This is a genomic window from Frondihabitans sp. GW821-FHT04F02 (assembly GCF_059420045.1).
This window is the reverse complement of record NZ_JBWKSZ010000001.1, coordinates 355,941-381,873: the sequence shown is the minus strand read 5'-3', so window position 1 is coordinate 381,873 and position 25,933 is coordinate 355,941. Positions and strand designations below refer to the sequence as shown.

Here is a 25,933-nt window from a genome sequence, read left to right as displayed (position 1 = left end):
CTTTCCGTTCAGAGTGCGGATCGTGAGGAGGCTGCGGGTCGCGCGACGATGTCGTCGAGCTCGAGGTCGCGCGCCAGCAGGTCGGCCTCGGTCTCCCCGCGGACGATGATGCGGGCGCTTCCGTCCGAGACGGCGACGACCGGGGGTCGCCCCACGTGGTTGTAGTTGCTCGCGAGGCTCCAGCAGTAGGCCCCGGTCACAGGAACTGCCACGAGGTCGTCGGGGGCGACGTCGCCGGGCAGGTAGTCGGCGAGCACCACCAGGTCGCCCGACTCGCAGTGCTTGCCCGCGATGCGGACGAGCGCGGGCGCGGCCGACGAGGTGCGGCTGGCGATGCGCACCGAGTAGTCGGCGCGGTAGAGCGCAGTGCGGGCGTTGTCGCTCATGCCTCCGTCGACGCTGACGTAGCGGCGGACGGCGGTGCCGTCGTCGACCTCCGTGCCTGAGACCTCGACGTCTTTGATGGTGCCCACGGTGTACAGCGTCGTGCCCGCTGGCCCGGCGATCACGCGCCCGGGCTCGACGGTGATCACCGGCACGGGGATTCCGAGCCGAGCGCACTCGACCGCGACGACCTCGGCGATGCCTCGCGCGAGGTCGGCGATCGGAGCCGCGTCGTCGACGCGCGTGTAGTTGACGCCGAATCCGCCGCCGAGGTTGAGCTCGGGCAGGTCGCCGTCGGCGAGGAGCGCGGCGTGCACCTCGAGAAGGCGGCGTGCGGCCTCGCCGAAGCCGTCGGTGCCGAAGATCTGCGAGCCGATGTGCGAGTGCAGGCCCAGGAACCGCAATGACGCGTGCGAGCGGATGGCGGCGACGGTGGCCGGGGTGTCGGCGAGGGTGATGCCGAACTTCTGGTCTTCGCGGGCCGTCGCGAGGTACTCGTGCGTGGACGCGTGGACCCCGCTGTTCACGCGCAGCCGCACCGGCTGCACGACGCCGTGGCGCTCGGCCGCGGCCGCGATGCGCTCGATCTCGATCAGGCTGTCGATGACGATGGCGCCGACGCCGGCGGAGACGGCGCGGTCGATCTCGGCGGGAGACTTGTTGTTGCCGTGGAACCCGATGCGGGCGGGATCGGCCCCGGCGGCCAGCGCGACCGCGAGCTCGCCGCCGGTGCAGACGTCGATGGCGAGGCCGGCCTCGGTGACCCAGCGGACCACGGCGCCCGACAGGAACGCCTTGGCGGCGTAGTAGACCTTCGCCGTCGACCCGATCCGGCCGATCTCGGCGTCGAAGACCCGCTTCGCCTCGGACGCCCGAGCACGGAAGTCGGCCTCGTCGACCACGTACAGCGGAGTGCCGAAGGTCTTCGCGAGCTCGGTCGCCGTCACTCCCCCGAGCGACAGCACGCCGTCGTCTCCGCGCACCGCGGACGTCGACCAGACGCCGGCGGCGAGGTCGTTCGGGTCGGCGGGCTCGAGGAGCCAGTCGGGGGCGAGGGGGTTCGCGGTCACGAGCAGCTCCCGGTCGTCTCGAAAGTGGAGTCGGTCAGCGCCAGCGAGTCGGTGTGCACCGAGATCCTCGCCGTCTTCGGCGAGACGACGATCTTCGAGACCGTCGCCCCCTTCGGCAGGTACTGGGCCGCGCAGACGCTCAGGTCGAGCGTCTTGGCGTACTGCAGGATCGCCGACGGCGACAGCTGGATCAGCCCGGACTTCAGGTCGGTCTCGGTCGGCGTGAACGCCACCCTCGTGCCGGAGCCGGAGGGCGCCACCGAGCCGGTGATCGTGCCGGACACCTTCAGGCCGAGCACGGTCAGCGTCTTGTCGAGCGACACCCGGTCGTTGCCGAGGCGCAGGGTGCCGAGGCGCTTCACGGCGTCGAGGTCGTTGATGGCCGACTGGTCGATGGTGATCGTCGCGTCGACGTCTCCGGTCGTGCCGCCCTCGCTCAGAGGGACGTCGTCGATGCGAGCGGTCGCCGAGAGCGGGGTGCCGCCCACGATGAGGTCGTGCGACCGGAGGTCGAGCTCGTCGAACCGACCCTTCGCGAGCTGCGCGATCGCGGAGAATCCCCCGATCGTGGCGTCGACCGAGCCCGTCGAGCCGGCGGGGAGCGACGACTGGATCTGCTTCGATACCTGGCCCTCGGCGTACGAGCGCACGACGAAGTCCGCGGCCACGACGAGAGCGGCGAGAAGGACGACGACGATGACGAGGATGACAAAAGGATGCCCACGTCGCCGCCCTCTCGCCGAGGTCGAGCTCTTCGGCGACGAGGTCGAGCCGTTCGGCGCTGGGGTCTGCGAGCTCATGAGCTACATCCTGTCAGGAGCCGACACGCCCAGGAGGCCGAGGCCGTTGCGAATCACCTGCCCCGCGGCGTCGTTGAGCCACAGTCGCGTGCGGTGGAGGTCGGTGACCTCTTCGTCGCCGAGCGGCGTGACGCGGCAGGCGTCGTACCAGCGGTGATAGGTGCCGGCCACCTCTTCGACGTACCGGGCGATGCGGTGCGGCTCGCGGAGCTCGGCGGCCTGCTGCACCACGCGAGGGAGCTCGGAGAGCGCACCGAGCAGCGACGCCTCCGTCGGGTCGGTGAGCAGCGAGGCGTCGAACACGCTGCGGTCGACGCCGGACGCCGCCGCGTTGCGGCCGACGGCCTGCGTGCGAGCGTGGGCGTACTGCACGTAGAAGACCGGGTTGTCGTTGCTGCGCTTGGTCAGCAGATCGAGGTCGATGTCAATCATCGAGTCGGCCGAGAACCGCACGAGCGAATAGCGGCCGGCGTCGACGCCGACGGCCTCGACGAGGTCTTCCATCGAGACGACCGTGCCGTTGCGCTTCGACATGCGCATCGGCTCGCCGTCGCGGACGAGGTTGACCAGCTGGCCGATCAGGATCTCGAGGTTGACGCCGGGAGTGTCGCCGAAGGCGGCACACATGGCCATCATGCGGCCGATGTAGCCGTGGTGGTCGGCGCCGAGCATGATGATGTTGCGCTCGAAGCCGCGCTCGCGCTTGTCGAGGTAGTAGGCGAGGTCGCCCGCGATGTACGCGGCCTCCCCGTCGCTCTTGATGATGACGCGGTCGCGATCGTCGCCGAAGTCGGTCGTGCGCAGCCAGGTCGCCCCGTCGGCCTCGTAGACGTGGCCGAGCTCGCGCAGGCGCTCGATGGCGCGCTCGACGGCGTGCGACTCGTGCAGCGAGTTCTCGTGGAAGTACACGTCGAAGTCGACGCCGAAGTCGTGCAGAGATTCTTTGATGTCGCCGAACATGAACTCGACGCCCACGGCGCGGAAGAGCTCCTGGGCCTCGTCGCGCGGGATCTGAGTCACGTCGCCGTCGTACGTCTCGATGACGCGGGCGGCGATCTCGCTGATGTAGACCCCGCCGTACCCGTCGTCGGGCGTGGGCTCGCTCAGCGCGCTCGCGAGCAGGCTGCGCGCGAAGCGGTCGATCTGAGCCCCGTGGTCGTTGAAGTAGTACTCGCGGGTGACGATGCCGCCGACCGCCTGGAAGACGCGGGCGAGGCTGTCGCCCACCGCCGCCCAGCGGACACCGCCGATGTGGATCGGCCCCGTCGGGTTGGCCGAGACGAACTCGAGGTTGATCGTCACGCCGTCGTAGTAGGTGCCGCGGCCGAAGGCCTCGCCCTGCTCGACGATGGTCTTCGCGAGAGCGCCAGCGGCGGCCGCCTCGAGAGTGATGTTGATGAAGCCGGGGCCCGCCACGTCGACGCCCGCGACACCGTCGGTCTCGGCGAGCTCGCCGGCGATGGCCGTGGCCAGCTCGCGCGGGTTCGTGCCGAGGCGCTTCGCGAACCTCATGGCGACGTTGGACGCCCAGTCGCCGTGATCGCGATTCTTCGGCCGCTCGAGAACGGTGTCGGCCACGGTCGCCTCGAGGGCCTCCAGCGACGGGTCGGACTCGCGTCGGCGCTCGGCGATTCCCTGGACGACGGCGAGCAGGGTGGCGGAGAGTTCGGCTGGAGTCACGGTCGTCAATCCTACCGGTCACGATGGTGCGGCGATCTCGTTCTCCACAGGGTCGATCCGCCAAGATTGAGGCATGCCCACGGCTTGTCGAACCCGAACCGTCCGTGCCCTCTCGCTCGCTCTCAGCGTGGCGGCCGCGAGCGTGGTGCTCGCCGCCTGCACCTCGGGCGGCACCGGTGCGGGCCCGACGGCGTCGTCCGCCGCGGGGGTCGGCCAGGGCGGCGCGACGTCCCGGTCCTCCGACCCGGCCACGCCCTCGCCGAGCCCGACCGGCGGCGCGGGAGCCCTCACGGCGACGCCCCTGTCGGTGGCCTGCGACACGCTCGCGCCCGACGCCGCGGTCACCGCCGCCTACGCCGGCATGGCGCCCGTGACCGAGCCGGACGTTCCGGCGAAGACCGACGCTGCCGTCATCGGCGCCTACGAGGGCACCGTCTGCCAGTGGAAGAGCGACACCGCCGTCATGACGCTCGCCGTGGGCCGGTTCGACGACGACAGCCTCACGCGTCTCAAGAACAGCCTCATCCGCACCAGCAACGCGGTGCCCACCTACGACGGCGAGGGCTACTTCGACCTCGTCGGCACGACGGGCACCGCCGAGGCGTTCACCGGGTCGTACTGGGTCGTCGCCGTGTCGGACGACCCCGTGTTCGGCGAGCCAGGGGGCGCCGAGCCCCTCGTCGATGCCGCCATCACGGCGCTCCAGGCCGGCGGCTGAGGCGAGGCCGTCTGCTGAGGCGACCGCCTCGAGTTCCTGCGCCCCTCGCCATGGACTCCCGCGGGCTCAGGCGGCGAGGGCGACCTGCCCGGCCAGCCCGTCGAGCAGCGACAGCAGCTGCGCCGGCTCGGCCTTCCGGTCTTCGGGGTGCCACTGCACTCCGGTGATCGGGGCGACGTTGTGCTCCACGGCCTCGATGACGCCGTCTTGGGCCCGCGCCACGACCCGCAGGCCGCTCGCGACCTGGCCGATCGCCTGGTGGTGGGCGCTCTGCACGGACGCGTGGCCGCCCAGGATCGCGGCCAGACGGCTGCCCTCGCTGAGGTCGACGGCGTGCCGCTGCATGAGGGCATCGATCGATGCTCCGGCGTTGAGGTGCACCGTGTCGCCCTCGAGGTGCTGGATCAGCCCTCCGCCGAGCGCGACGTTGATCAGCTGGTGGCCGCGGCAGACGCCGAGCAGCGGGGTTCCCCGGTCGAGCGCACGGTGGAGCACGGCGATCTGCGCCGCGTCGGCCTCCTCGTAGTGCCGGCCCTCTCGGGTGTAGCCGGACTCGCCGCCGTACCACTCCGGCGCCAGGTCTTCGCCGCCCATCAGGACGACGGCGTCGGCGGCGTCCGTCAGTTGAAGCAGCGCGGCCTCGCCCAGATCGGCGGCGCCGTAGCGGCTCGCCTCCCAGCCGGTGGCCTCGGCCATGCCCTGCACGCGGCCGTTCAACGTGTCGACGTAGGCGTGGTACTCAGCGGCGTGCGGGCGGAAACGGGTCACCTCGATCACGGCGAGGCTGCGGCGGGTGCGGGACATGCCCCCACTGTGCCTCGCCGCGCGCGCCCCTGTCGCGAAGGTGTCGCCCTGTTACGCCCGCCCGGGCCTCGTTACGGCCAGAGGACCGATTTCGCCCAGGAACTCGGGTCGGTCCGGTCGTACCGCAGCCGCACCTGGTCGCGCCCGGTGGTGGCTTGCCAGAACTCGACCTGCATCGGGGCGACCCGGAAGGCGGTCCAGTCATCCGGCGCGAACTCGTCGTCGTCGGCGATCCGCGTCTTCGCCGCGTCGAGTGCGGCGTCGGCCGCGGCCGGGTCGTCGACGGGGCTGCTCTGCGGCATCGCGATCGCCACGGCCCGCGAGTCAGGGTGCCGCGCCGTGAAGTCGGCGGTCGAGACGTCGCGGGGCCCGGGGCTCGCCTCGCCGCAGATGCGGATCTGGCGCCCCTGCTCGCGCCAGAAGAGGGTCAGCGCGACCCGCGGGTTCTCGCGGAGCTGCCGGCCCTTGGGACTGAGCGAGGAGGTGGCGAACCAGAAGGCGTCGTCGACGTCTTTGAGGAGGAGCGTGCGGGCGGTCACCGCGCCGGCTCGGTCGGATGTCGACAGGGTCATGGCGTGGGGCTGGCCCACTCCGCCGTCGATCGCGGCGGTCAGCCACTCGACGAAGAGGGTCATCGGCTCGTCGGGAGCGGCGTCGGTGTCGAAGTCGGGGAGGTCGGGGTGGAAGACTTTGGCGCTGCGCAGCAGCTGTCGGATCTCGGAGGTCACTCCCCCACCTTGCACCGGTCCCCCGCATCGCGCCCGTCGCCGTGCGCCCCGCGCGAGGCGGAACGACTCGCGGGCACAGACACGCACCAGGTGGGCCGGGGGGAGTCCGCGAAGCCGACGAACACGCAGAGCCCTAGTCGGTGCCCCCAGTAGGATTCGAACCTACGCCCCTGCCTCCGGAGGGCAGTGCTCTATCCCCTGAGCTATGGGGGCCAGGAGCGGTATCCACGTTAGCAGTCCGGCGGGGCCGCCATGGACACCCCGCTCGCCTCGTGTCACACTCTCGGCATGGAGACCATCGACGGCGTGAAGCCCATGCGCCCGGTGCGCGTCGAGGACGTCCCCGTCGAGAAGGGCCGGACGCTTCGGGAGTTCGTCCAGCAGGCCGTGCCCGGTGCCACGTTCGTCGTCGTGTACCAGTCGCTCGCCGATTCGCTCGGCTTCCTGTGGTCGACGGCCATCGCGCTGGCATCCGCGATCGTCGTCGCCGTCCTCTTCCGCCTCGCCCGCCGCCGGTTCGACCGCTGGCGCGCGGCCCGCACCGCAACCGACGTCACGGTCCAGGCGAGCGCTGCGAACCCGGCCTACACCGACCGCCCCGCCGACTAGTCCCGCCGACTAGTCCCTCCCACTAGAGCGTCGACAGCGCCCGCAGGTACCGTCGGCGAGCGACCACTTGCGCCACTCGAAGCACCGGGAACAGCGCCCGCCACGGCTGAGTCTCCGATGCCCTCGTCAGCGACCGGATCGTCAGCCGCACGACGGCGCCGGTCCGGTGCACGACGAACGCCTCCTCGCCGTCGACCGGGTGTCCGGGCAGCGTCCGGTAGCTGAAGCCGACACGGTCAGCCGTCTGCACGACGTCGACGACCTCCACCGGCTCGATCACGGTCACGCCGAGCACGCGCGCCGTCACCGTCATCCGCCGCCCCGGCACCACGACGGATTCGTCGTCGACCCGAAACCCGCTCCGGGTCTTCACCACCCAGCGCAGCACCTCATCGGCCGCCTGCTCGAACGCGGCATCGCCCGATCCGATCACGGCCGAGACCTCCGAGCGCAGGAACTCCCCGCCCGTCGCCGGCCACACCCCCGCCGCGGGCTCCGTCCCGGCACGGCAGAACCCTCCCGTCCGGCCCGAACTGTCGTCTGCGGACGAGGATTCTGGCTGAAAGGGAGGGTTCGACACGACGGCGCTACTCGACGGCGCTATTCGACGGTGCCGCTAGTCGCGCAGCTCGAGGTACTTCTCGATGAGCGACTTCGTCGAGGCGTCCTGCGCGTCTAGGGCCTCGGCGTCGCCGCCGACGGCGGGCGTCACCTGGAGGGCGAGCTGCTTGCCGAGCTCGACACCCCACTGGTCGAACGAGTCGATGCCCCAGATGGTGCCCTCGACGAACACGATGTGCTCGTACAGGGCGATGAGCTGGCCGACGACGCTCGGCGTGAGGGCCGGGGCGAGGATCGACGTGGTCGGGCGATTGCCACTGAACACGCGGGCCGGGACCACGGACTCCTTCGTGCCCTCGGCGCGGACCTCATCGGCGGTCTTGCCGAACGCGAGCGCCTTCGTCTGGGCGAAGTAGTTCGCCATAAAGAGGGTGTGCACGTCGGTTCCGGGGGCGACGCCGGCACCGTCTCCGGTGGCGTCCTTCAGCGGGTGGCCGGGGTTGGCGACGGCGATGAAGTCGGCGGGGATGATGCGCGTGCCCTGGTGGATCAGCTGGTAGAACGCGTGCTGGCCGTTGGTGCCGGGCTCGCCCCAGAAGACCTCGCCGGTGTCGACGGTGACGGGGGTGCCGTCCCAGCGGACGCTCTTGCCGTTCGACTCCATGGTGAGCTGCTGGAGGTAGGCGGCGAAGCGGTGGAGGTACTGCGCATAGGGCAGCACGGCGTGGCTCTGCGCGCCGAGGAAGTTCGAGTACCAGACGTTCAGCAGGCCCATCAGCACGGGCACGTTCTGCTCGAGCGGGGTGGTGCGCATGTGCTCGTCGACGGCGTGGAAGCCGGCGAGGAACTCGCGCCAGTTGTCGGGTCCGATCGCGATGACGACCGAGGTGCCGATGGCGGAGTCGACGGAGTAGCGGCCGCCCACCCAGTCCCAGAAGCCGAAGGCGTTCTCGGGGTCGATGCCGAAGGCGGCGACCTTGTCGAGGGCGGTCGACACGGCGACGAAGTGCTTGGCGACGGCGCCGGTGCGGGACGCGTCCGAGGCGTCGATGGCTCCGGCCGCGGTCAGCGAATCCCAGAGCCACTCGCGGGCGAGGCGGGCGTTGGTCAGGGTCTCGAGAGTGCCGAACGTCTTCGACGCGACGATGAAGAGGGTGGTCTCGGGGTCGAGGCCGGCGGTCTTCTCGTAGACGTCGTTGGGGTCGATGTTCGAGACGAAGCGCGCCTCGATGCCCTCCTGCACGTAGGGCTTGAGCGCCTCGTAGACCATGACGGGGCCGAGGTCCGAGCCGCCGATGCCGATGTTGACGACGGTCTCGATGCGCTTGCCGGTGACGCCCGTCCACTCGCCCGAGCGGACCTTCTCCGCGAACGCGTAGACCTTGTCGAGGGTGGCGTGGACGTCGGCGTCGACGTCCTGGCCGTCGACCGTGAAGCCGGCCGGGGGCACGAGGCCCTCGCCGTTCTTCGGGCGGCGGAGCGCGGTGTGAAGCACGGCGCGGTCTTCGGTGACGTTGATGTGCTCGCCCGAGATCATGGCCTGGTAGCGGCCGGCGACGTCGGCGCTCTTCGCGACCTCGAGGAGGGCGGCGAGGATCTCGTCGGTCAGCAGGTTCTTCGACAGGTCGACGGTGAGGTCGGCGGCCTGGAACGTGTACTTGTCGGCACGGCCGGGTTCGGCGTCGAACCAACCGCGAAGGTCGGGCGTGAAGCCGTCGGCGATGCCGGCGAGGGTCTGCCAGCCAGTCGTCGAAGTGGGGTCTACGGGAGCGGAATCGGTCAAGGGGTCCTCCAGAACGCCTGAACAGTGCGAGGCCCGCGACTCACGCAGCGTTGCCTGGCGGACCGCGTCCAACTCTATTGCCGTCGGCCCGTTCGCGTGTCACCCGTCGCCCGCCGTTCATCCTCTCGCGCCTACCGCGAGAGCTCCCCGCAGTCCTGCCATGGCCCGACAGCGGATACCATCGGCTGACGCGCACGAGGCGCGACGCAGGGGGGACAGCGTGACGGACGTCGACAGCGGCGAGAGGCGGTCGAGCTTCCCGTTCTCGAGCCTCATCGCTCTCCTGCTCGGAATCTGGAGCGCCGTGCTGATCGCGGCCGGGAGCATCGGCCTCGCGAACGACGGCGACGTTCCCGCTCACGCGGGCCTGATCGGCGCGGGGCTCTGCGTGGCGCTCTTCGACTTCCTCTTCGTGCACCTGGACGACGAGAACGCGACCATGCCGGGCGACGGCGTCGTCATGACGGCCCTGGCGACGGGCATGTTCGTCGGCGCCGACTACTTCGTCCTGCGCGTGTGGCACGAGCGCAGCATCGGCGACGCGCTCTCCTCCGTCGCCTTCTTCGTCGTGCTCGGCGCCCTGCGCGCCCTGCTCATCCGCCTCCGCCGCAGAGCCGACTGACCCCGGCCGACCACGAGCGACCCTTGACGGGCGACGATCGACGGTGCTTTCATTCACCCGTCTTCGATAGCGCGCCACCCTTCAGTTCCTCCCTCTCACCGATCGCGACACCGACATGGTCCTGATGACACCGAGGTCGGAGCAGGAGCCCGAACCCGAGGGGCAACCGACTCGGGGCGCAGGAACTCCACCCCCGTCGACGAGCTCCGCCTCGCCCTGGTCTGCGACGGCGGCGTCTCCCTCGCCATCTACGAGCACGGCATCGCCCGCGAGCTCGACAACGTCGTCATCGCGTCGCGGGTCTTCGATCTCATCCAGACGAGCGACGACCCCGGTGGCCCGCACGCCGAGCTGGTCGCGAGCCTGACCCCGGTGCAGGCCGCCTACCTCGACGCCCTGCGGCATCCCCGCGACGCCGGCCCTCTGCGCACCGTCGTGGTCGACGTCGTCGCCGGGTCGTCGGCGGGCGGGATCAACGGGGTGTTCCTCGCCAAGGCGCTCAGCGGCAATCACGCCACCGACGCGCTCACGTCACTGTGGCTCGACAAGGCGAGCATCCTGAGGCTGCTGCTGCCCTCGGGCCCCGCGCGGCGGCGGGGACTCGCCGATGCGGCACGCGCGCCGAAGCCGGCGTGGTCGCCGTTCAACGGCGATGCAATGGCGCGCTGGGTGCTGGAGGCCCTGGAGGCGATGGACGCGACGACAGGGCTGGCGACGCCCGGCTCCGCGGATCCGGCGTCCCTTCTGCGCACCGGGCAGGAGCTCGACCTGTTCGTCACCGCGACGGACCTCCACGGCTACTTCAGACGCGTGCCGTCGCACGACGGCGGCAAGGGAGACGTCGACCGGCAGAACCGCACGGTGTTCCACTTCGCGCCGACGCCGCGCGACTCCGGCTTCGGACCCCGCGCGAACGGCGGGCTCGCGTTTGCCGCCCGTGCGACGTCGTGCTTCCCGGGCGCCTTCGCCCCGGTGAGCGTCGCCCATTTCGAGGAGGCGGTGCGGCGGGTTCCGGCGGCGGTGCCGCTCGTGAGGGCCGACTTCGAGAGGGAGCACCTCGCCCAGTACGGGCTCATCGGCGCCGACGGCGGCACGCGCCTGTTCGTCGACGGCGGCGTGCTCGACAACCGGCCGTTCGACGTCATGATCGGCGCCATCGCGTCGAAGAGCGCGCAGACCCGGGTCGACCGCAGGATCGTGCACATCGACCCGGATCCGGCGACCTGGGAGGAGCCGTCGGCACCATTGCCGACATACGGGTTCGTCTCGGCGCTGCAGACGGCGCTCGGCCTGATGAAGTCGCGGTCGACCCTCGGCGACCTCGCCGACGTCCAGGCCATGAACGCCGAGATCGACCGGGTGGGCGCCCTGACCGCGCGGCTCCACGACACGGCCGATGCGTCCCTGGCGGCGTTCGCCGCTCCGAGCGGCCCGGACTACTGGCGCGCCGCGACCGCGTGGGCGCCGCACGTGTACGACAGCGCCTCGGCCGACGGCTGGAACCGCGACACCTACCAGCGCCTCAAGGTCGACGCCATCGGCGCGATGATGAGCTCGGATCTCTCGACGGCACTCGGCTACCCGGCCGGCACGCAGCACCTGGTCTGCGTCGAGCACCTGCTCAGCACGTGGTCGTCTGGCGCGTTCTCATCCGAGGGCGACGACCCGACGCCGTTCCTGCGCCGGGCCGACCTGCCGTTCCAGGAGCGCCGCCTGCAGTTCCTGATCTCCCGGGTCAACGATCTGTACGCGACCGCGACCAGCAGCGACGACGGCAGGCACCTCGACGACCGCAGGCACCTCGACGACCTGAAGGGCGCGCTCTGGGCGGCGCAGGTCGACCTGGTCCGCGCTCGCGCCGACGTGGCGGAGCGACTCGTCGCGTCGTCGGCGGCGTTCCTCGCGACACCGTCGCTCACGCCCGACGACGTCGCGATGCCGCGGGCGTTCGCCAGCGCGCACGACGCCGACCTGACGACCCTGATCGCCGACTACGCCGACGCGCTCTGGGAGCACTGGGACGGCCTCGCCCACCTGACGGAGTTCTTCGAGCACCGCGAGCCGAACGCGCTGTTCGAGGGCATCATCCGCGACTTCCTCTGGTTTCCGGTGTGGGACGCCGCCGTCTTCCCGACCATCGCCCTCGCCAAGCTGCCGCAGCTGACGCCGATCGGGCTCAGCCGATTCAGCCCGGTCGACGCCGCCCTCCTGGAGCCGATGCCGGGACGCGCGAAGCTGCAGGGCACGGCGGTGCGGAACTTCGGCGGCTTCCTGTCGCGGGCGCGACGCGAGAACGACTACGTGTGGGGGCGGTTCGACGGAGTGGAGCTGATCCTGCGCCTTCTGGGCTCGTCGACTCTCGACGACGTCGCGCCCGCCTTCAGGGCTCTGGCGCAGGAACTCGCCGCGACGCCGACGAACCCCGACTCCTCGCGGCCGCTGCTCCGGACCAGGGCCGCCCGCCGCCTGCTCGCCCACGTGCGGAGTCAGCTCCCGGCCGACGTCGCTCCCCCGGCCCCACGCAAAACGGCCTGACACTCGCGTGCCAGGCCGTGGGCGAAGCCCGGTGGTGATCTCTCAGCTGTAGGTCAGCGCGATCACGGCGACGTCGAGCGAGCCGTAGGCACCCTCGGCGCGTGTCGCACTGCGAACGCGGCCTCGGAGGACCTCGAATCGGCCCTCGTTCTCGCGGATGAATCCGATCACGCCCGCCGTGGGCGTCGAGACCCGGCTGTAGCCGTCTCCCAGCGGCACGATCTCCGCTCGGGACGTGCGCTCCAATACTGCTCCCATTGTCTTCTCCGTCAACATCGTTGTCGCCCCGGGACAATCCGAGGTGGTCTATGTCGAAGAGTACCCCGACACCGGGGTACAAAGCACTGGGTCCGCGCGCAAAAACCCCCGTCGTGCCCCGTATTTCCGGGGGACGCTCAGGTGAGCGCTCACGACAACGTGGTCATCCGGCAACCGGGTGGAGTGCCGGCGGCTCTCGACCGCTTCCGAGTGTCACGCCGACGCTCGCCGCTGTCACGAGAGCGAGCGCGACGATCTCCCGGACATCGAGGGCCTGGCCGACGACGAGGAAGCCGGCGAGGGCGGCGACGCCCGGGCCGAGACTGGAGAGCACGCCGAAGACGCGGGTACTGAGCCGCCGGAGGGCGACCATCTCGAGGGCGTACGGCAGCGCCGAGGTCAGGACCGCCACGACGACGAAGACGAGCACGAGGGACGGCTCGCCGACGATGGCGTCGGCGGCCTGCCCGGCTCCGAAGGGGGCAACGACGACAGCGGCGACCGTCGCCGCCACCGCCAGGCCGTCGATCCCCTCGATGGCCCTGCCGGCCCGCGAGTTCGCGATGATGTACGTCGCCCAGAACGCCGCGGCGCCGAATGCGAGCAGGACTCCCGCGAGAGCGACCTGCCCGGTCGATCCGACGCCGAGCAGCACGACGCCGGCGAAGGCCAGCGCCGCCCAGAGCGCGTCGCGGATTCGCCGCGTCTGCACCAGAGCGAGCACGAGCGGGCCGGTGAACTCGAGCGTCACGGCGACGCCGAGCGGAATGCGGGCGAGCGCGAGGTAGATGAGCGAGTTCATGCCGGCGAGAGCGAGGCCGAGCACGACGGCCGCAAGCCACTGCTGCCGCTTCCACGAGCGCACCTTCGGCCGGACGACGGCCAGCAGGATGACCGCCGCGAACACCAGCCGCAGGGTCGCCGCACCCGTCGGGCCCACGGCATCGAAGTGCGTGCGGGCCCAGGCACTGCCGAACTGGACCGAGAGGATCGCCGCCACGGCGAGGAGCGGGGCGGGGATGCGGAGCACCTGCCAATTAACCCACACCCGCGACACCCGGCGTGGCTAGAATCCGGGGCAAGGGCGGGATCCGGCGGCGACGTCGGCCCGCCGAGCTGTTCGAATCTGGGGAGACACGTGATCGGCAAGGCGCTTCGAGACGACCGGGCGCCTCGCGTCACGACACGGCTGGCGGTCCTCGCCGCACTGGTCGGCGCGGCCCTCGCCGCGATCGTGCTGCCCGCGTCGGCGGCGCACGCCACCGCTCCGGTCGACTTCCAGGGCGCGTACGTCGTCGACTCCGCCAATGCGCTGAGCGCCTCTGACGAGGCGTCGCTGACCGCGGCGATCAAGAAGACGCAGACCGACACCGGCATCACGGTGCTCGTGGCGTTCGTGCCGACCTTCACGGATCCGAGCGACCGCGCGGCGTGGGGAGCCGAGACCGCGAGCGTCAACTCGCTCGGTCAGGAGGATATCCTCCTTTCGGTCGCGGTTCAGAGCAAGCTGTACGACGTCTCGAAGGACTCCGGCGCCTCCCTGTCGGACTCCCAGCTCGCCTCGATCGAGAAGGACGACCTCGTTCCCCAGCTCCAGGCCGGAGACTGGGCGGCCGCCGCCACGGCCTTCACCAGCGGAATCGACGACGCGAAGGGTCCGGCCGACCTCAGCTGGGTCCCGATCGTCCTCCTGGTCGTCGTCATCGTGGTCGCGTTGATCGTCGTGCTGGTCGTCGTCAGGCGGAGCCGCTCCCGGAGGGCCGCGGCCGCTTCGGCAGCGGAGTCGCAGCAGGGCCTCGACCGCAGGGCCGGCGAGCTGCTCGTCGGCATCGACGACCAGATCACCCAGGCCTCCCAGGAGGTCGGCTTCGCCTCCGCCCAGTTCGGAGACGCCGCCGCGGCTCCGTTCGCCGCGGCCGTCGAGGCGGCCAAGGCGAAGGCGAGGGAGGCGTTCGAGCTGCGCCAGAAGCTCGACGACTCCGTCCCCGACACGCCGCAGCAGAAGCGGGAGTGGACCGAGCGCATCATCGCGCTCTGCGAGGGGGCGCACGCCGACATCGCCGCCCAGTCCGAGGCCTACGACAAGCTCCGGGCGTCCGAGGCAACGGTCGAGAAGGATGCGGCCGCGCTCCGCACCGACACCGCCGCCCTCCGGCAGCGCGCCGCGGACGCCGACACCGCCGTCGCGTCCCTGACCAGCACGTACTCCGCGAAGGCGGTCAGCAGCATCGCCGGCAATCCCGACCAGGCCGACCGTCTGCTCGAGTTCGCCGACCAGGCCGCGGCGCAGGCGGACGGCCAGATCAGCGCGGACAAGCGGGGCGAGGCCGTCGGCTCTGTCGCTCAGGGCCGTCAGGCCCTGACTCAGGTCGAGCAGCTTCTCGGCGCCGTCGACACGGCCGGCGAGTCGCTGCGCACGGCACAGAGCACGATCAGCGCGGCGGTCGCCGACCTGCAGTCCGACCTCCAGACCGCCGGATCGGCTCCGCAGTCAGCCACCGCCGGGACCGACCTGCCGGGAGCCGTCTCGGTCGTCCGCGCCGCTCTCGCATTCGCCGAGGCGACGCCCGACGATCCGCTGACCGTGCTCGACCGCCTGACCACCGCCAACACGAGGATCGATGCCGCGATGACGAAGGTCCGCGACGCCCAGGTCTCGCAGAAGCGCGCGCAGCAGGCACTCGACCAGGCGCTCCTCGCGGCGCGCGGGCAGATCAGCCAGGCGCGCGACTTCATCGAGACGCGCCGCGGCGCGATCAGCGCAGGGCCCCGGACCCGCCTGTCGGAGGCCGAGCGCCACCTCGGCGCGGCCGTCAGCCTCGCGACGACCGATCCGCAGACGGCGGTCGCCGAGGCCCAGCAGGCCGCGGCCATGGCCGATGCCGCCCTGCGCGACGCCGACTCCGAGGTGGGCAGCTATCAGCAGCAGGGCATGTTCGGCGGAGGCGGCGGGCTCCTCGGCGGCGGCGCGGGCCGCGGAACAGGCGGAGCGAACCTGGGCGGCATCCTGACGGGCGTCATCATCGGCGGGCTCCTCAACGGAGGCGGCGGGGGCGGCGGCTTCGGCGGAGGGGGCGGCTTCGGCGGGGGCGGCGGCTTCGGCGGCGGGGGCGGCTTCGGCGGGGGCGGCGGCGGCGGCGGCGGCGGCCGCAGTTCCAGCGGTGGACGCTTCTGACCCGAGATTCACCTACAGATAACCGGACACAGACGAAAGGGAACACCGATGGCAAAGCAGTCGATCTTCGGGCGCATCGCGCAGCTCACGAAGGCCAACATCAACAACCTGATCGATCAGGCGGAGGACCCCCAGCTCATGCTCGACCAGCTGGTCCGCGACTACACGAACAACATCGCCGACGCCAAGAGCGCCGTCGCCGAGACGATCGGCAACCTCCGCCTGCTCGAGCAGGACCACAAGGAGGATGTCGACGCCGCGGCCGACTGGGGCACCAAGGCCCTGGCCGCCAGCAAGAAGGCTGACGAGCTCCGCACCGGCGGCCAGGCTGCGGAGGCCGACAAGTTCGACGCGCTCGCCAAGGTCGCGATCGGCCGCCAGATGTCGTCCGAGAAGGAGGCGAAGGACGCCGAGCCGACCATCGCCCAGCAGAATCAGGTCGTCGACAAGCTCAAGTCCGGCCTGACGAACATGGAGCAGAAGCTCACCGAGCTCAGCAGCAAGCGCAACGAGCTCGTCGCTCGCTCCAAGATGGCCGACGCCCAGTCGAAGGTGAACGACGCCATCGGCAGCATCAACGTGATGGACCCCACGAGCGACCTCGGCCGCTTCGAGGACAAGATCCGACGCGAGGAGGCGAAGGTCATGGGCCAGCAGGAGCTCCAGTCGTCGAGCCTCGACGCGCAGTTCGAGAGCCTCGAGAACCTCGACGCGCAGACCGAGGTCGAGGCGCGGCTGGCTCAGCTCAAGCTGGGCGGCGGCGCCGCACCCGTCGAGCACTGGGACTCGAAGCCGGTCGGCTCGTAGAGCCTCTGCCACCGCGGCGCTCGGGCGTGCCAGACTGTCGATCGTGAGGTTCGTCGCAGTTCCGCAGTGGCAGGGGTCGCCCTCGCCGCGTGCCATGAGGCTGTCCGACGGCGCGGGCGCCATCTTCGGCGACCTTCCGTCGAAGGCCAGTACCATGGTCGAGGTGCCCGTCGGCGCCGGGGACGCCCTCGGCACCACGATCCATCGCCTCTCGGCGGTGGCGTCCGTGGCACATGCTCTCACCGACGAGCTTCAGCGATCGTCCGAGACGGCTCTGGTGGTCGGCGGCGACTGCGGTGTCGAGTTCGCGGCGGTACGCCACGCCCTCCGCGACGACACCTGCGTCGTGTGGTTCGACGCGCACCCCGACCTGCACTCCCCCGACTCGAGCGAGAGCGGGGCGTTCAGCGGCATGGTGGTCGGCGCGCTGCTCGGGCGCGCCGACGCCGAGCTCAGCTCGGGCGGCTTCGAGCCGGCGGCGGTTCCGCTCGCCCCCGGACGCGTCGTGCTCGCCGGCACCCGCAGCTACGACGATGCCGAGGACTACTGGGCCGACGAGCAGGGAATCCGCAGCGTCAGCGCCTTCGAGCTCGACCCGGCCGACGTCGTCGACGCCGTCGCCGCGAGCGGCGCCACGTCGGTCTACATCCACATCGATCTCGACGTGCTCGATCCCAGCTCCTTCGGCGGCCTGCTCGACCCGCAGCCGTTCGGGCTGGAGCCGGCGACTCTCGTCGCGACCATCGGAGCCCTGCGCGAGCGCTTCGAGCTCGTCGGGGCCGGCATCTGCTCGTTCGCGCCGGCCACGGCCGAGTCTGCGGCGGACGACCTCGGGACCATCCTGCGGGTCATCGGCGCCCTCGCCCGCTAGGCGCATCTCCTGCCCCACGTGGCGGTTTCACGCGTCTTCGCCCCGCGGAGCCCTGCTCGGGCCGGTTCGGCCCGAGTCCTGTGCGTCGAGCGGCCGTAGCATCGACCCATGAGCCCCGCCCCGCCTCCCGGCGCCCACGCGCCCCGCACCAAGTCCCAGCTCGCCGCGCTCGACGACGCCCGTCCCCGCGTGACCGTCGAGGTCGACGGCCACGTCCTGCTGATCGGACTCGACCGCGAGGAGAAACGCAACGCGGCCGACCTCCGGATGCTGCACGAGCTCGCGCTCGCCTACGGTCGCCTCGAGTCCGACCCCGACCTGTGGTGCGGACTCGTGTCTGCGCGGGGCGAGCACTTCACCGCCGGCCTCGACCTCGGCAACGTCGCGGCAGCGATCACCCCCGAGGGCCTCGACGCGGTGCCCGAGGGCGGCATCAACCCGTGGCAGGTCGACGGGGTGCAGCTCACGAAGCCCGTCGTCCTCGCGGTGCAGGGCACCTGCCTCACCCTCGGTGTCGAGCTCGCGCTGGTCAGCGACATCGTGGTCGCCGGCAAGAACGCGAGGTTCGGCCAGATGGAGGTGCGGCGCGGGATCCTGCCCTTCGGCGGAGCCACCACGCGCTTCCCGGCCCGAGTCGGCTGGGGCAACGCCATGCGGTGGATGCTCACCGGAGACCTCTTCGACGCGCGCGAGGCACTGCGGATCGGCCTCGTGCAGGAGGTCGTGCTGAACGATCAGATCTACAACCGCGCCTACGACATCGCCCATCGGATCGCCGGGACCGCCGCGCCGCTGGCCGTCCAGGCCGTGCTCGCGAACGCGCATCTCGCCGAGTCGTCGGGCGAGGCGGCTGCCCACGCGATCCTGCAGTCGGAGCTCGTTCGCCTGCTCGCCACGGAGGACGCCGCCATCGGCATGAAGTCGTTCCAGGCTCGCGGCGACGCTACCTTCATCGGGCGCTGACACGGCGAAGCCCGCCCCAGGACGGGACGGGCTTCGCGGTAGTGCAGTGCGGACGAATCAGGACTTGAATGCGTCCTTGACGTCTTCGCCGGCCTGCTTGACGGATGACTTGGCCTGGTCGGAGTGTCCCTCGGCCTCGAGGTCGGGGTTGTCCGTGGCCTTGCCGACGGCCTCTTTGGCCTTGCCGGCGACGTCCTGGGCTGCGTTCTGGATCTTGTCTCCGAGTGCCATGCGATCCTCCAATTGCTCTGCGGGTGATGACGGTCGTCATCGATGCCGTGGACGTTACCCCGGAGTGTCCCCCTCGCTCTCAGGATTTGGCAGGGCGCCGCAATCACGCGGGCGATACGGTCACTACATGACGACTACCTATGACCTGATCGTGATCGGCGCCGGCGCCGTCGGAGAGAACGTGGCCGACTACGCCACCCGCAGCGGCCTCAAGGTCGCCCTCGTCGAGGCGGAGCTGGTCGGGGGCGAGTGCTCCTACTGGGCCTGCATGCCCTCGAAGGCGCTCCTGATGAGCAGCACCGCGCTCGACGCGGCCAAGGCCGTGGGCGGCGCACGCGAGGCCGTCACCGGCGAGCTCGACGTGCAGGCGGTCCTGAACCGCCGCGACTCGTTCACCAGCAACTGGGACGACTCGTCGCAGGCCGACTGGGTCTCGAGCGCCGGCATCGACCTCATCCGCGGCCACGCGGTCATCACCGGGGTCAAGGAGGTCACCATCGACGGCACCGTCTACACGGCGACCCACGCTGTCGCGGCCGTCACCGGCTCCGCTGCGCTCCTCCCCGACATCCCCGGGCTGCTCGACGCGAAGCCGTGGACCAGCCGCGAGGCCACGAGCGTCAAGGTCGTCCCCGCGAGCATCCTCATCGTCGGCGGCGGCGTCGTCGCGGCCGAGATGGCGACGGCCTACCAGCAGCTCGGCGCCAAGGTCACGCTCGTCGCCCGCAGCGGCCTGCTCGGCGGGCAGGAGCCCTTCGCCGGCGAGCTCGTCGGCGAGTCGCTCGGCGAGCTCGGCGTCGACCTCCGCCTCGGCCAGTCGCCGACCTCCGTGCTCCGCACCGAGCACGGGCTCGTCGAGACGACGCTCGACGACCGCTCCGTGATCGTCACCGACGAGATCCTCGTCGCGACCGGCCGAGTGCCCCGCACGGGCGACCTCGGCGTGGAGAACGTCGGCCTCACTCCGGGAGAGTGGCTCGAGGTCGACGACACCCTGCTCGTGCACGGCACCGACTGGCTCTACGCCGTCGGCGACGTCAACCACCGCGCCCTCCTGACCCACCAGGGCAAGTACCAGGCGCGCGCCGCCGGCGAGGTCATCGCCGCGAGGGCCCTCGGCAAGCCCGTCCAGGCCGAGCCGTGGGGCGCCCATGTCGCGACCGCCGACCACGCCGCCGTCCCCCAGGTCACCTTCACCAGCCCCGAGGTCGCGAGCATCGGGCTCACCGCCGACGCCGCCGCGAAGCAGGGCATCGACGTCAAGGTCGTCGACTACGACCTCGCCGCGCTGGCCGGGTCGTCGCTGAAGTCCGACACGTACAAGGGCCAGGCGCGCATCGTCGTCGACGAGTCGCGCAAGGTCCTCGTCGGAGCGACGTTCGTCGGCCCCGAGGTGTCCGATCTGCTGCACGCCGCCACCGTCGCCGTCGTCGCCGAAGTGCCGATCGACCGCCTCTGGCACGCTGTTCCCTCGTACCCGACCGTCAGCGAGATCTGGCTCCGCCTGCTCGACGCCTACGGCCGTCCGGAGTGAAGAACCCCCTCCTCGACTCCCCGGTCTCCCGGGCGGGCTGCGCCGTCGCCACGGCCATCGGCCTGGCGATCGGCGTGCCTCTAAGCACCGGCCGTGTGCGCTTCGTCGGCGACCTCATCGTCTGCAGCGGCCTGCCGAAGGGGGTCTTCCGGCGCGGCGGCACCTGCGTCGGCCGCGTCTACCTGACTCGAAGCAACTTCGGGCCGGACGTCCTCGAGCACGAGGCCGTGCACGTGCGCCAGTGGCAGCGCTACGGCCTGCTCATGCCTCTGCTCTACGGCATCGCCGGCCAGGACCCTCTGAACAATCGCTTTGAGATCGAGGCAGGCCTCGAGAAGGGCGGCTACCGATGACCGCACCCCGCACCATCGTCTTGACCGGAGCCTCGAGCGGCATCGGCCGCAAGGCTGCGATCGCCCTCGCCGAAGGCGGTGCCGACCTCGTCGTGGTCGGCCGCGACCGGCAGCGCACCGAGCAGGTGGCGCGCGACGTGGGCGGCGAGGCGCACGTGTGCGACTTCGACCGGCTCGACGATGTGAGGTCGCTGGCGCAGGAACTCCTGGCGGCCCACCCCCGCATCGACGTGCTAGCCAACAACGCGGGCGGCCTCGTGAGCCAGCGCTCGACGACGGCGGACGGCTTCGAGCGGACACTCCAGTCGAACCACCTCGCGCCGTTCCTGCTCACCCGTCTGCTTCTCGACCGGATCGTCGAATCGGGCGGGCGCGTCGTGTCGACCTCGAGCACGGCGAACTTCTTCGGCCGGGTGCGGCTCGACGACCTGAACTGGGCCAAGCGCCCCTGGCTCGGCGGCTGGGGTGCGTACGGCACCAGCAAGCTGCTCACGAACATGTTCATCTCGCAGCTGGCGCGCCGCTCCCCCGTCAAGGCGTTCGCGTTCCACCCCGGGTTCGTGTCGACGGGGTTCGGTCGCGATTCGCGGTCGATGCGCATGGTCAACCTCCTGACGAACGGCAACTACGGCATCTCGGCCGACGCCGGAGCCGTGCCGCTGATCCAGCTGGCCGGACCCACCACGATCGGCGTCGCGAGCGGCACCTACTTCGATCAGCTCAAGCCCGGGGGCCTTCAGTCGCCGCAGGCGCGCAACGTCGAGCTCGCCGAGGTCGTCTGGAACAAGTCGTCCGAGATGGTGGGGCTGCCGGCGGCGCTCTGACCCGCTGCGCCCCGCTGGAACGGCTCACCCCCTCCGCCCCGGAGCGGTGCCCCGCCGAATCGGCACGCGCCCGTCTCTCCGGCGCGACACCCCGCCAAATTGGCATGCGCCCGCCTTTGCGCAGGCGGGGGCGAGCCGTTTCGGCAGTGTGAGACGGGGCAGGTGGCACCGACCGGTCTGGACCGGATAGGTTAGACGCGATACATCAATTCTCGCGGAGTCGGCAGGGTAACCCGTGACGTGAGAAGGGTTTCCATGTTCCGTCGCTTTACCATCGCCACGCTCGCGGCAAGCGCCCTCGTGGCGTCGCTGCTCACTCACGCCGATCCTGCCCCGGCCGATGCCCCTCCACCCGCTCCGAGCGTCGCTGAAGCCGGTTTCGTAGCTCCCGTCGACGAACGCATCGTCATCGAAGAACGATCATCTATCGAACTCGACGAGGTGGAGTTCGAGGGGCGCCTCGAAGGTGACACGACCACCGACGTCGACCTCATGCTCGACGACGAGGGCGAAGGCACCGTCAGGCTCGACAACGGTGATGAAGCAGAGCAGGAACTCGCCCTCGCCGTCGCGACCGCGACCACCGAGCGCCTCGCCTTCACCGTCACCGACCCGGCCACCGGCGAGAGCTTCCAGTACGACAGCTCCAAGCCGATGAAGCGGATCGTCTTCGTCATCCCCATCGCCTTCGCCTCAGTCTCCGTGGCGACGGCGCTCTACTACATCGCCGTCGGCTCTGCAATCGTCGTCGGCGGACTACTGGCCCTCGAGGCCAGCAAGGCCGTCGCAAAGATAGTTGCGGCCAACAGAAAGAAGCCAGCCAGCCAAAAGCGCGACTACTACCCCGCCGTTCGCAACGGAGGCAAAGTGCTGATCAGCCCCAAGGGCTACACCAAGGCCCAGGCCCTGGCCAAGGGGAAAGCTCGCAAAGACGTCTGGTCCATCAGCGCGGCGAAGGCGAAGTCGCTGGCGTGGGACCTGAATAGAAAGCATGTTCCGAAATCGGCCGAGAATCACGGAATCGGCAAGGGATACCTCAGTCACTACCACCCGTGGGATCACAAGCCCGAGATGCACTCGTTCTTCGGCGGCCCGGTATGGTGACCGGCTGGTTCGCACGAAGAAGGCGCCGTCTCCCACTACGCCGGACCGACACCCCATCCGCTCGGAGTCAACAAGATGCTGATGGCGTCGAGATCAAGATCACGAATGATCCGGACGAGCTTGTCCGTCTCGCGCGAAGTGAGTTCGGTGTGCGGCCGCTCCGGGATCTGCAAGACGCAGTCGCCTGGCTGACAGAGCTCGGTGCGAGCGAGGTGCCACCCGACCTGCACCCTGAGCGATTTCACGACGAGTATGTCGACCGAGACCTCGTTGCGATCAATCTGACGATAAGAGATCCCGAGATGATCAGGTCGCGTGCGGCCCGGTCGGATCACCTGCTCTTCGACTCGGAAGAGCCAGACGAAGACGAGGTCGACAGCCTCCACTTCGGACCCGAGCGAGAGAAAGAGACGATCTTCAGTCGTGAGATCGGTTGGGAACGCCTTCTCATCACGCTCGAGTCCCGATCCGACGACTTGGATGCCGTCGGAAATTTTCGAGTTCACGGGGCCGGCCATTGGCTGCGTGAGGCGCTCTGGGCCGGGACAGGAGTCGTCCCGCGCGACTCGGGCGGCGCGGACTCCGACTTCTATGGTGATGCGTTCGTCCTGGCCGGGCGGACCCGCTTCGAGTCGCTTCCCATTCCCGGCTGGAAGCCACTGCCCTAACCCTCCTGGAGACGCCTCAAGTCCACCGCTCACCCGCGATTGGAGGGCTCACTGATGATCGACTGGCTGCTACGGAAGACGGGCCTCATCGACGCTTACTGGGCGAACGTCGTGTTCGAGCGCTTCATAAGACCCGACCCGGGCAGCTACGACATCGTCGTGACAGGCGACCGAGCTGAGCTCCTTCGCCTGGCGCGGACGCACTACGACGTCCCCGAACTCGCCGATCTTGCCGCTGTTCGATTATGGCTGGAGGGGCTCGGAGCAGAGCCCGTGGATCCGGACGTGCATGCCGAGCACTTCTTCGACGAGCACGTGGATCGCGCTCTGGTCGTCGCGCTCCTCACGATCAAGGATCGCACCCTGATCCGAAGTCATCTCTCTGGATGGGACCGTGAGTACTACTTATCGAACGCCCTCGATACCGAGCTCGACGGGTTCGATCCGCTCGAATACGGCGAAGACAACGAGGCCGAGACGGTGTTCAGCCACGAGATCGACACCGATCGGCTCCTCGTCATTCTGGAGAAGCGAGCCGACGATCCCGCGGGCGTGGGCAACTTCCGGGTCTACGGAGCCGGGCAATGGATGCGGGAGACCCTGTGGGCGGGTACCGGGGTCGTCCCGCGGGACGCTGGCGGCGGCGACTCCGACCTCTTCGGCGACGCCTGCGTCCTCGCCGGGCGCACCCGGTGGTCGTCCGATCCGATCCCGGGATGGGAGCCGCTGCCCTGACGGGACACTCCCCCGCCGAATCGGCACGCGCCCGCCTGCGCGACGGCGGGGGCGAGCCGCTTCGGCGGGGCGAGCGGCGACGCGGCCGAGCGCGACACCCTCCGAAGAGCCTCCACATCGAGAGACCCGGGTCGAGTCGGTTAGGTAAGGCATGCCATAGTTAGGGTGTGCTAACTTCCACCCCGACCCGTCCGGCGCACCGCGCCTTCCGAGTCTCGGTCAAGCGAGTCGAGCGACTCAGCCCGAGCTTCGTCCGCATCACCTTCCACGGAGACGACCTCGTCGACTTCGGCGACGAGGGCCTGGATCAACGCATCAAGATCGTCCTGCCCACCGAGGCGACCGGGTACGACTCGTTCCCGACGAGCGACGACTGGTACGGCGAATGGCGCCAGCTGCCCGACCACGAGCGCAACTCGTTCCGCACCTACACGGCCCGCCGTATCCGCCGGGCCGAGCGCGAGGTCGACGTCGACTTCGTCTCGCACGGCGACACCGGGCCCGCCTCGGCCTGGGCGAACCACGCCGGGGTCGGCGACGACATGATGCTGATCGGGCCCGACGGCACGAGCGGGTGGACGGGCAGCGGCATCGAGTGGAAGCCGGCGGGCGCCGCGACGACGCTGCTGGCCGGAGACGAGACGGCAGTTCCTGCGATCTCGGCGATTCTCGAGCAGCTGCCGGACGACGCCCGGGGCTGCGCGTTCCTGGAGGTCCCGACGGCGGCCGACATCCTCGACCTGACGAAGCCGGCGGGTGTCGACGTGCACTGGCTGGCTCGCGACGAGGCGTCGTACGGAGCTCCCCTCATCGACGCCGTCCGCGACTGGACGAGCCGGTACCTCACCGCGACGCACCACGGCAAGCCGATCGACTCCGCCACATTGGCCGACGTCGACGTCGACCACGACATCCTGTGGGAGGTGCCCCAGGGCCGCGACCTGACCGGGGAGTTCTACGCCTGGCTGGCCGGCGAGGCGCAGGCGATCAAGACGCTGCGGCGATTCCTGGTCTCCGAGGTCGGCATCGACCGCTCGCAGGTGGCCTTCATGGGCTACTGGCGCGTCGGAAAGGCGGAGATGTGAGGACGAGCACGGATGTGAAGAAGGGCGCGCTCGTCGCAGGCATCGCGCTGCTGGCCGCCGCCCTGACGGGCTGCGCCCCCGACGACACCACAGAGGGCGCAGGAACTGCCGGCGGCAGCTTCCCCGTCACCATCGAGTCGTCGTTGGGCGACGCCGTCATCCCGGAGAAGCCGAAGCGTGTCGTCACGCTCGGCCAGGGTTCCGCCGACACCGTCTTCGCCCTCGGAACGACACCCGTCGGCGTCGAGATCGACACCTGGGGAGGCGACTCCGACGGCTACCAGCCCTGGTTCCGCACCGCCGTCGAGAAAGCCGACGACGACCTGCCCGAGCTGATCACGTCGACGCCCGAGATCGACGTCGAGTCGATCGTCGAGCTCGACCCCGACGTGATCCTCGCACCGCAGTCGGGCCTGTCGCAGAAGCAGTTCGACACCCTGAGCGCCCTCGCGCCGACCGTGGCGTACCCGGGCGACGCCTGGAGCACCGCGTGGGACGACCAGATCGAGATCATCGGCCAGGCGCTCGGCCAGAGCGACGACGCCGACGACCTCGTCGACGACATCGACGCACGGCTGGCGGCGGTCGCGACCGAGAACCCCGAGTTCGCGGATCACAGCTTCGCGTACCTCTACACGGGCGAGGTCGGAGCGCTCGGCGTCTTCCAGGAGAACGAGCCGCGCGCGGCGATCCTGTCGAAGATGGGCCTGCGAATCGATCCCGTCGTCGCCGAGCAGCCGGTCACCGAGGGCACGGCCTCGTCCGTGCTGGGCCTCGAGAAGGCCGACCTGTTCGACGACACCGACCTCATCTTCACGTTCTACAGCGACGCGGCGTCGAAGAAGCAGATCGAGGCGCAGCCGCTGTACGGGGCGATCCCGGCCGTCGAGCGCGGCTCGCTGGTCTCGACGAGCGACCAGTCGTTCGTGACGGCGTCGAGCCTGATCACCCCGCTGACCGTTCCGTACGTCGTCGACGACTACGTCGGCATGATCCACCGCGCCATCGACGCGCTCTGATTCCCGACCTGC

General features: G+C 70.3%; 26 protein-coding genes and 1 tRNA gene. 15 read left to right on the top strand and 12 right to left on the bottom strand.

The genetic code is table 11. From position 1 onward, the window contains the following. Positions 1–8: 8 nt before the first annotated feature. Genes lysA through argS form a run of 3 tightly spaced genes read right to left on the bottom strand, consistent with a single transcriptional unit; the run spans position 9 to position 3,934 of the window. Positions 9–1,454: a diaminopimelate decarboxylase gene (gene lysA / locus AC07TY_RS01850; RefSeq protein ID WP_494784175.1), complete on the bottom strand. Its 1,446-nt coding sequence runs from the start codon at positions 1,452–1,454 to the stop codon at positions 9–11. Continuing rightward, entirely contained in the window at positions 1,451–2,254 is an 804-nt protein-coding gene (locus AC07TY_RS01845) for an LmeA family phospholipid-binding protein (protein WP_494784174.1), read from the bottom strand. Before AC07TY_RS01845 ends, lysA begins: the two co-directional genes overlap by 4 nt. Before the next feature lie 3 nt (positions 2,255–2,257). Next, complete coding sequence (gene argS, locus AC07TY_RS01840) at positions 2,258–3,934, bottom strand: arginine--tRNA ligase (RefSeq protein WP_494784173.1); 1,677 nt, start codon at positions 3,932–3,934, stop codon at positions 2,258–2,260. A gap of 73 nt (positions 3,935–4,007) precedes the next feature. On the opposite strand from argS, the gene AC07TY_RS01835 reads away from it, so the two are divergent. After that, positions 4,008–4,652 (top strand): hypothetical protein, encoded by a 645-nt coding sequence (locus AC07TY_RS01835; protein WP_494784172.1) that lies wholly within the window; start codon positions 4,008–4,010, stop codon positions 4,650–4,652. A gap of 66 nt (positions 4,653–4,718) precedes the next feature. Here the strand turns inward: AC07TY_RS01835 and AC07TY_RS01830 are convergent, their stop codons facing one another. The 3 genes from AC07TY_RS01830 to AC07TY_RS01820 all read right to left on the bottom strand — a co-directional run bounded on the left by AC07TY_RS01830 (position 4,719) and on the right by AC07TY_RS01820 (position 6,397). Further along, the gene (locus tag AC07TY_RS01830; RefSeq protein ID WP_488626446.1) at positions 4,719–5,456 is read right to left on the bottom strand and encodes a gamma-glutamyl-gamma-aminobutyrate hydrolase family protein; all 738 of its coding nucleotides are present in this window, start codon (positions 5,454–5,456) and stop codon (positions 4,719–4,721) included. A 71-nt stretch (positions 5,457–5,527) separates the two neighbouring features. Then, positions 5,528–6,184 (bottom strand): pyridoxine/pyridoxamine 5'-phosphate oxidase, encoded by a 657-nt coding sequence (locus AC07TY_RS01825; protein WP_123504842.1) that lies wholly within the window; start codon positions 6,182–6,184, stop codon positions 5,528–5,530. Between the two features lie 141 nt (positions 6,185–6,325). After that, a tRNA-Arg gene (locus tag AC07TY_RS01820) sits at positions 6,326–6,397 on the bottom strand. A gap of 75 nt (positions 6,398–6,472) precedes the next feature. Here AC07TY_RS01820 and AC07TY_RS01815 point away from each other — a divergent pair. Further along, entirely contained in the window at positions 6,473–6,793 is a 321-nt protein-coding gene (locus tag AC07TY_RS01815; protein WP_494784171.1) for a hypothetical protein, read from the top strand. 22 nt (positions 6,794–6,815) lie between these two features. On the opposite strand, the gene AC07TY_RS01810 is transcribed toward AC07TY_RS01815, so the two are convergent. Both AC07TY_RS01810 and pgi read right to left on the bottom strand, forming a co-directional pair. Further along, positions 6,816–7,274: a DUF1990 domain-containing protein gene (locus tag AC07TY_RS01810; protein WP_494784170.1), complete on the bottom strand. Its 459-nt coding sequence runs from the start codon at positions 7,272–7,274 to the stop codon at positions 6,816–6,818. 135 nt (positions 7,275–7,409) lie between these two features. Further along, on the bottom strand, positions 7,410–9,137 hold the full coding sequence (gene pgi / locus AC07TY_RS01805) for a glucose-6-phosphate isomerase (protein WP_494784169.1): 1,728 nt from the start codon (positions 9,135–9,137) through the stop codon (positions 7,410–7,412). Positions 9,138–9,357: 220 nt separating this feature from the next. Here pgi and AC07TY_RS01800 point away from each other — a divergent pair, with 220 nt between their 5' ends. Both AC07TY_RS01800 and AC07TY_RS01795 read left to right on the top strand, forming a co-directional pair. Then, positions 9,358–9,759, top strand: coding sequence for a hypothetical protein (locus AC07TY_RS01800; protein ID WP_494784168.1), 402 nt, complete (start codon positions 9,358–9,360; stop codon positions 9,757–9,759). Positions 9,760–9,795: 36 nt separating this feature from the next. Next, on the top strand, positions 9,796–12,294 hold the full coding sequence (locus AC07TY_RS01795; RefSeq protein WP_494784544.1) for a patatin-like protein: 2,499 nt from the start codon (positions 9,796–9,798) through the stop codon (positions 12,292–12,294). Between the two features lie 42 nt (positions 12,295–12,336). Here the strand turns inward: AC07TY_RS01795 and AC07TY_RS01790 are convergent, their stop codons facing one another. Continuing rightward, the gene (locus AC07TY_RS01790; protein ID WP_148061128.1) at positions 12,337–12,552 is read right to left on the bottom strand and encodes a hypothetical protein; all 216 of its coding nucleotides are present in this window, start codon (positions 12,550–12,552) and stop codon (positions 12,337–12,339) included. Positions 12,553–12,715: 163 nt separating this feature from the next. Further along, the gene (locus tag AC07TY_RS01785) at positions 12,716–13,582 is read right to left on the bottom strand and encodes an EamA family transporter (RefSeq protein ID WP_494784167.1); all 867 of its coding nucleotides are present in this window, start codon (positions 13,580–13,582) and stop codon (positions 12,716–12,718) included. A 108-nt stretch (positions 13,583–13,690) separates the two neighbouring features. On the opposite strand from AC07TY_RS01785, the gene AC07TY_RS01780 reads away from it, so the two are divergent. From AC07TY_RS01780 to AC07TY_RS01765, 4 genes are all read left to right on the top strand, one after another. Then, positions 13,691–15,727, top strand: a complete 2,037-nt coding sequence (locus tag AC07TY_RS01780) for a TPM domain-containing protein (protein ID WP_494784166.1) — start codon at positions 13,691–13,693, stop codon at positions 15,725–15,727. Positions 15,728–15,775: 48 nt separating this feature from the next. Then, a complete protein-coding gene (locus AC07TY_RS01775) occupies positions 15,776–16,534 on the top strand; it encodes a PspA/IM30 family protein (protein WP_494784165.1) in 759 nt (252 codons plus the stop codon). A 43-nt stretch (positions 16,535–16,577) separates the two neighbouring features. Then, complete coding sequence (locus tag AC07TY_RS01770; RefSeq protein ID WP_494784164.1) at positions 16,578–17,405, top strand: arginase family protein; 828 nt, start codon at positions 16,578–16,580, stop codon at positions 17,403–17,405. 108 nt (positions 17,406–17,513) lie between these two features. Then, a complete protein-coding gene (locus AC07TY_RS01765; RefSeq protein ID WP_494784163.1) occupies positions 17,514–18,368 on the top strand; it encodes a crotonase/enoyl-CoA hydratase family protein in 855 nt (284 codons plus the stop codon). 57 nt (positions 18,369–18,425) lie between these two features. Here the strand turns inward: AC07TY_RS01765 and AC07TY_RS01760 are convergent, their stop codons facing one another. Further along, positions 18,426–18,599 carry a CsbD family protein gene (locus AC07TY_RS01760; protein ID WP_123504854.1) on the bottom strand — a complete coding sequence of 58 codons (174 nt, stop codon included), beginning with the start codon at positions 18,597–18,599 and terminating at the stop codon, positions 18,426–18,428. Between the two features lie 127 nt (positions 18,600–18,726). Between AC07TY_RS01760 and AC07TY_RS01755 the strand changes: the two genes are divergently transcribed. The 4 genes from AC07TY_RS01755 (at position 18,727) to AC07TY_RS01740 (ending at position 22,414) form a co-directional block, all read left to right on the top strand. Beyond that, positions 18,727–20,133 carry a dihydrolipoyl dehydrogenase family protein gene (locus AC07TY_RS01755; RefSeq protein WP_494784162.1) on the top strand — a complete coding sequence of 469 codons (1,407 nt, stop codon included), beginning with the start codon at positions 18,727–18,729 and terminating at the stop codon, positions 20,131–20,133. Next, positions 20,130–20,486 (top strand): Fe-S oxidoreductase, encoded by a 357-nt coding sequence (locus AC07TY_RS01750; protein WP_494784161.1) that lies wholly within the window; start codon positions 20,130–20,132, stop codon positions 20,484–20,486. Before AC07TY_RS01755 ends, AC07TY_RS01750 begins: the two co-directional genes overlap by 4 nt. Next, positions 20,483–21,310 (top strand): SDR family NAD(P)-dependent oxidoreductase, encoded by an 828-nt coding sequence (locus AC07TY_RS01745; RefSeq protein ID WP_494784160.1) that lies wholly within the window; start codon positions 20,483–20,485, stop codon positions 21,308–21,310. The genes AC07TY_RS01750 and AC07TY_RS01745 overlap by 4 nt, the downstream gene beginning before the upstream one ends. Positions 21,311–21,610: 300 nt before the next feature. After that, the gene (locus AC07TY_RS01740) at positions 21,611–22,414 is read left to right on the top strand and encodes a hypothetical protein (protein WP_494784159.1); all 804 of its coding nucleotides are present in this window, start codon (positions 21,611–21,613) and stop codon (positions 22,412–22,414) included. 35 nt (positions 22,415–22,449) lie between these two features. Here AC07TY_RS01740 and AC07TY_RS01735 read toward each other — a convergent pair whose 3' ends face one another. Beyond that, entirely contained in the window at positions 22,450–22,920 is a 471-nt protein-coding gene (locus tag AC07TY_RS01735; protein ID WP_494784158.1) for a hypothetical protein, read from the bottom strand. Between the two features lie 216 nt (positions 22,921–23,136). Here AC07TY_RS01735 and AC07TY_RS01730 point away from each other — a divergent pair, with 216 nt between their 5' ends. The 3 genes from AC07TY_RS01730 to AC07TY_RS01720 all read left to right on the top strand — a co-directional run bounded on the left by AC07TY_RS01730 (position 23,137) and on the right by AC07TY_RS01720 (position 25,921). Next, positions 23,137–23,817, top strand: a complete 681-nt coding sequence (locus tag AC07TY_RS01730) for a hypothetical protein (protein ID WP_494784157.1) — start codon at positions 23,137–23,139, stop codon at positions 23,815–23,817. A 167-nt stretch (positions 23,818–23,984) separates the two neighbouring features. Continuing rightward, positions 23,985–24,902, top strand: a complete 918-nt coding sequence (locus tag AC07TY_RS01725; protein ID WP_494784156.1) for a siderophore-interacting protein — start codon at positions 23,985–23,987, stop codon at positions 24,900–24,902. Next, positions 24,899–25,921, top strand: a complete 1,023-nt coding sequence (locus AC07TY_RS01720; RefSeq protein ID WP_494784155.1) for an iron-siderophore ABC transporter substrate-binding protein — start codon at positions 24,899–24,901, stop codon at positions 25,919–25,921. Before AC07TY_RS01725 ends, AC07TY_RS01720 begins: the two co-directional genes overlap by 4 nt. Positions 25,922–25,933: the final 12 nt, after the last annotated feature.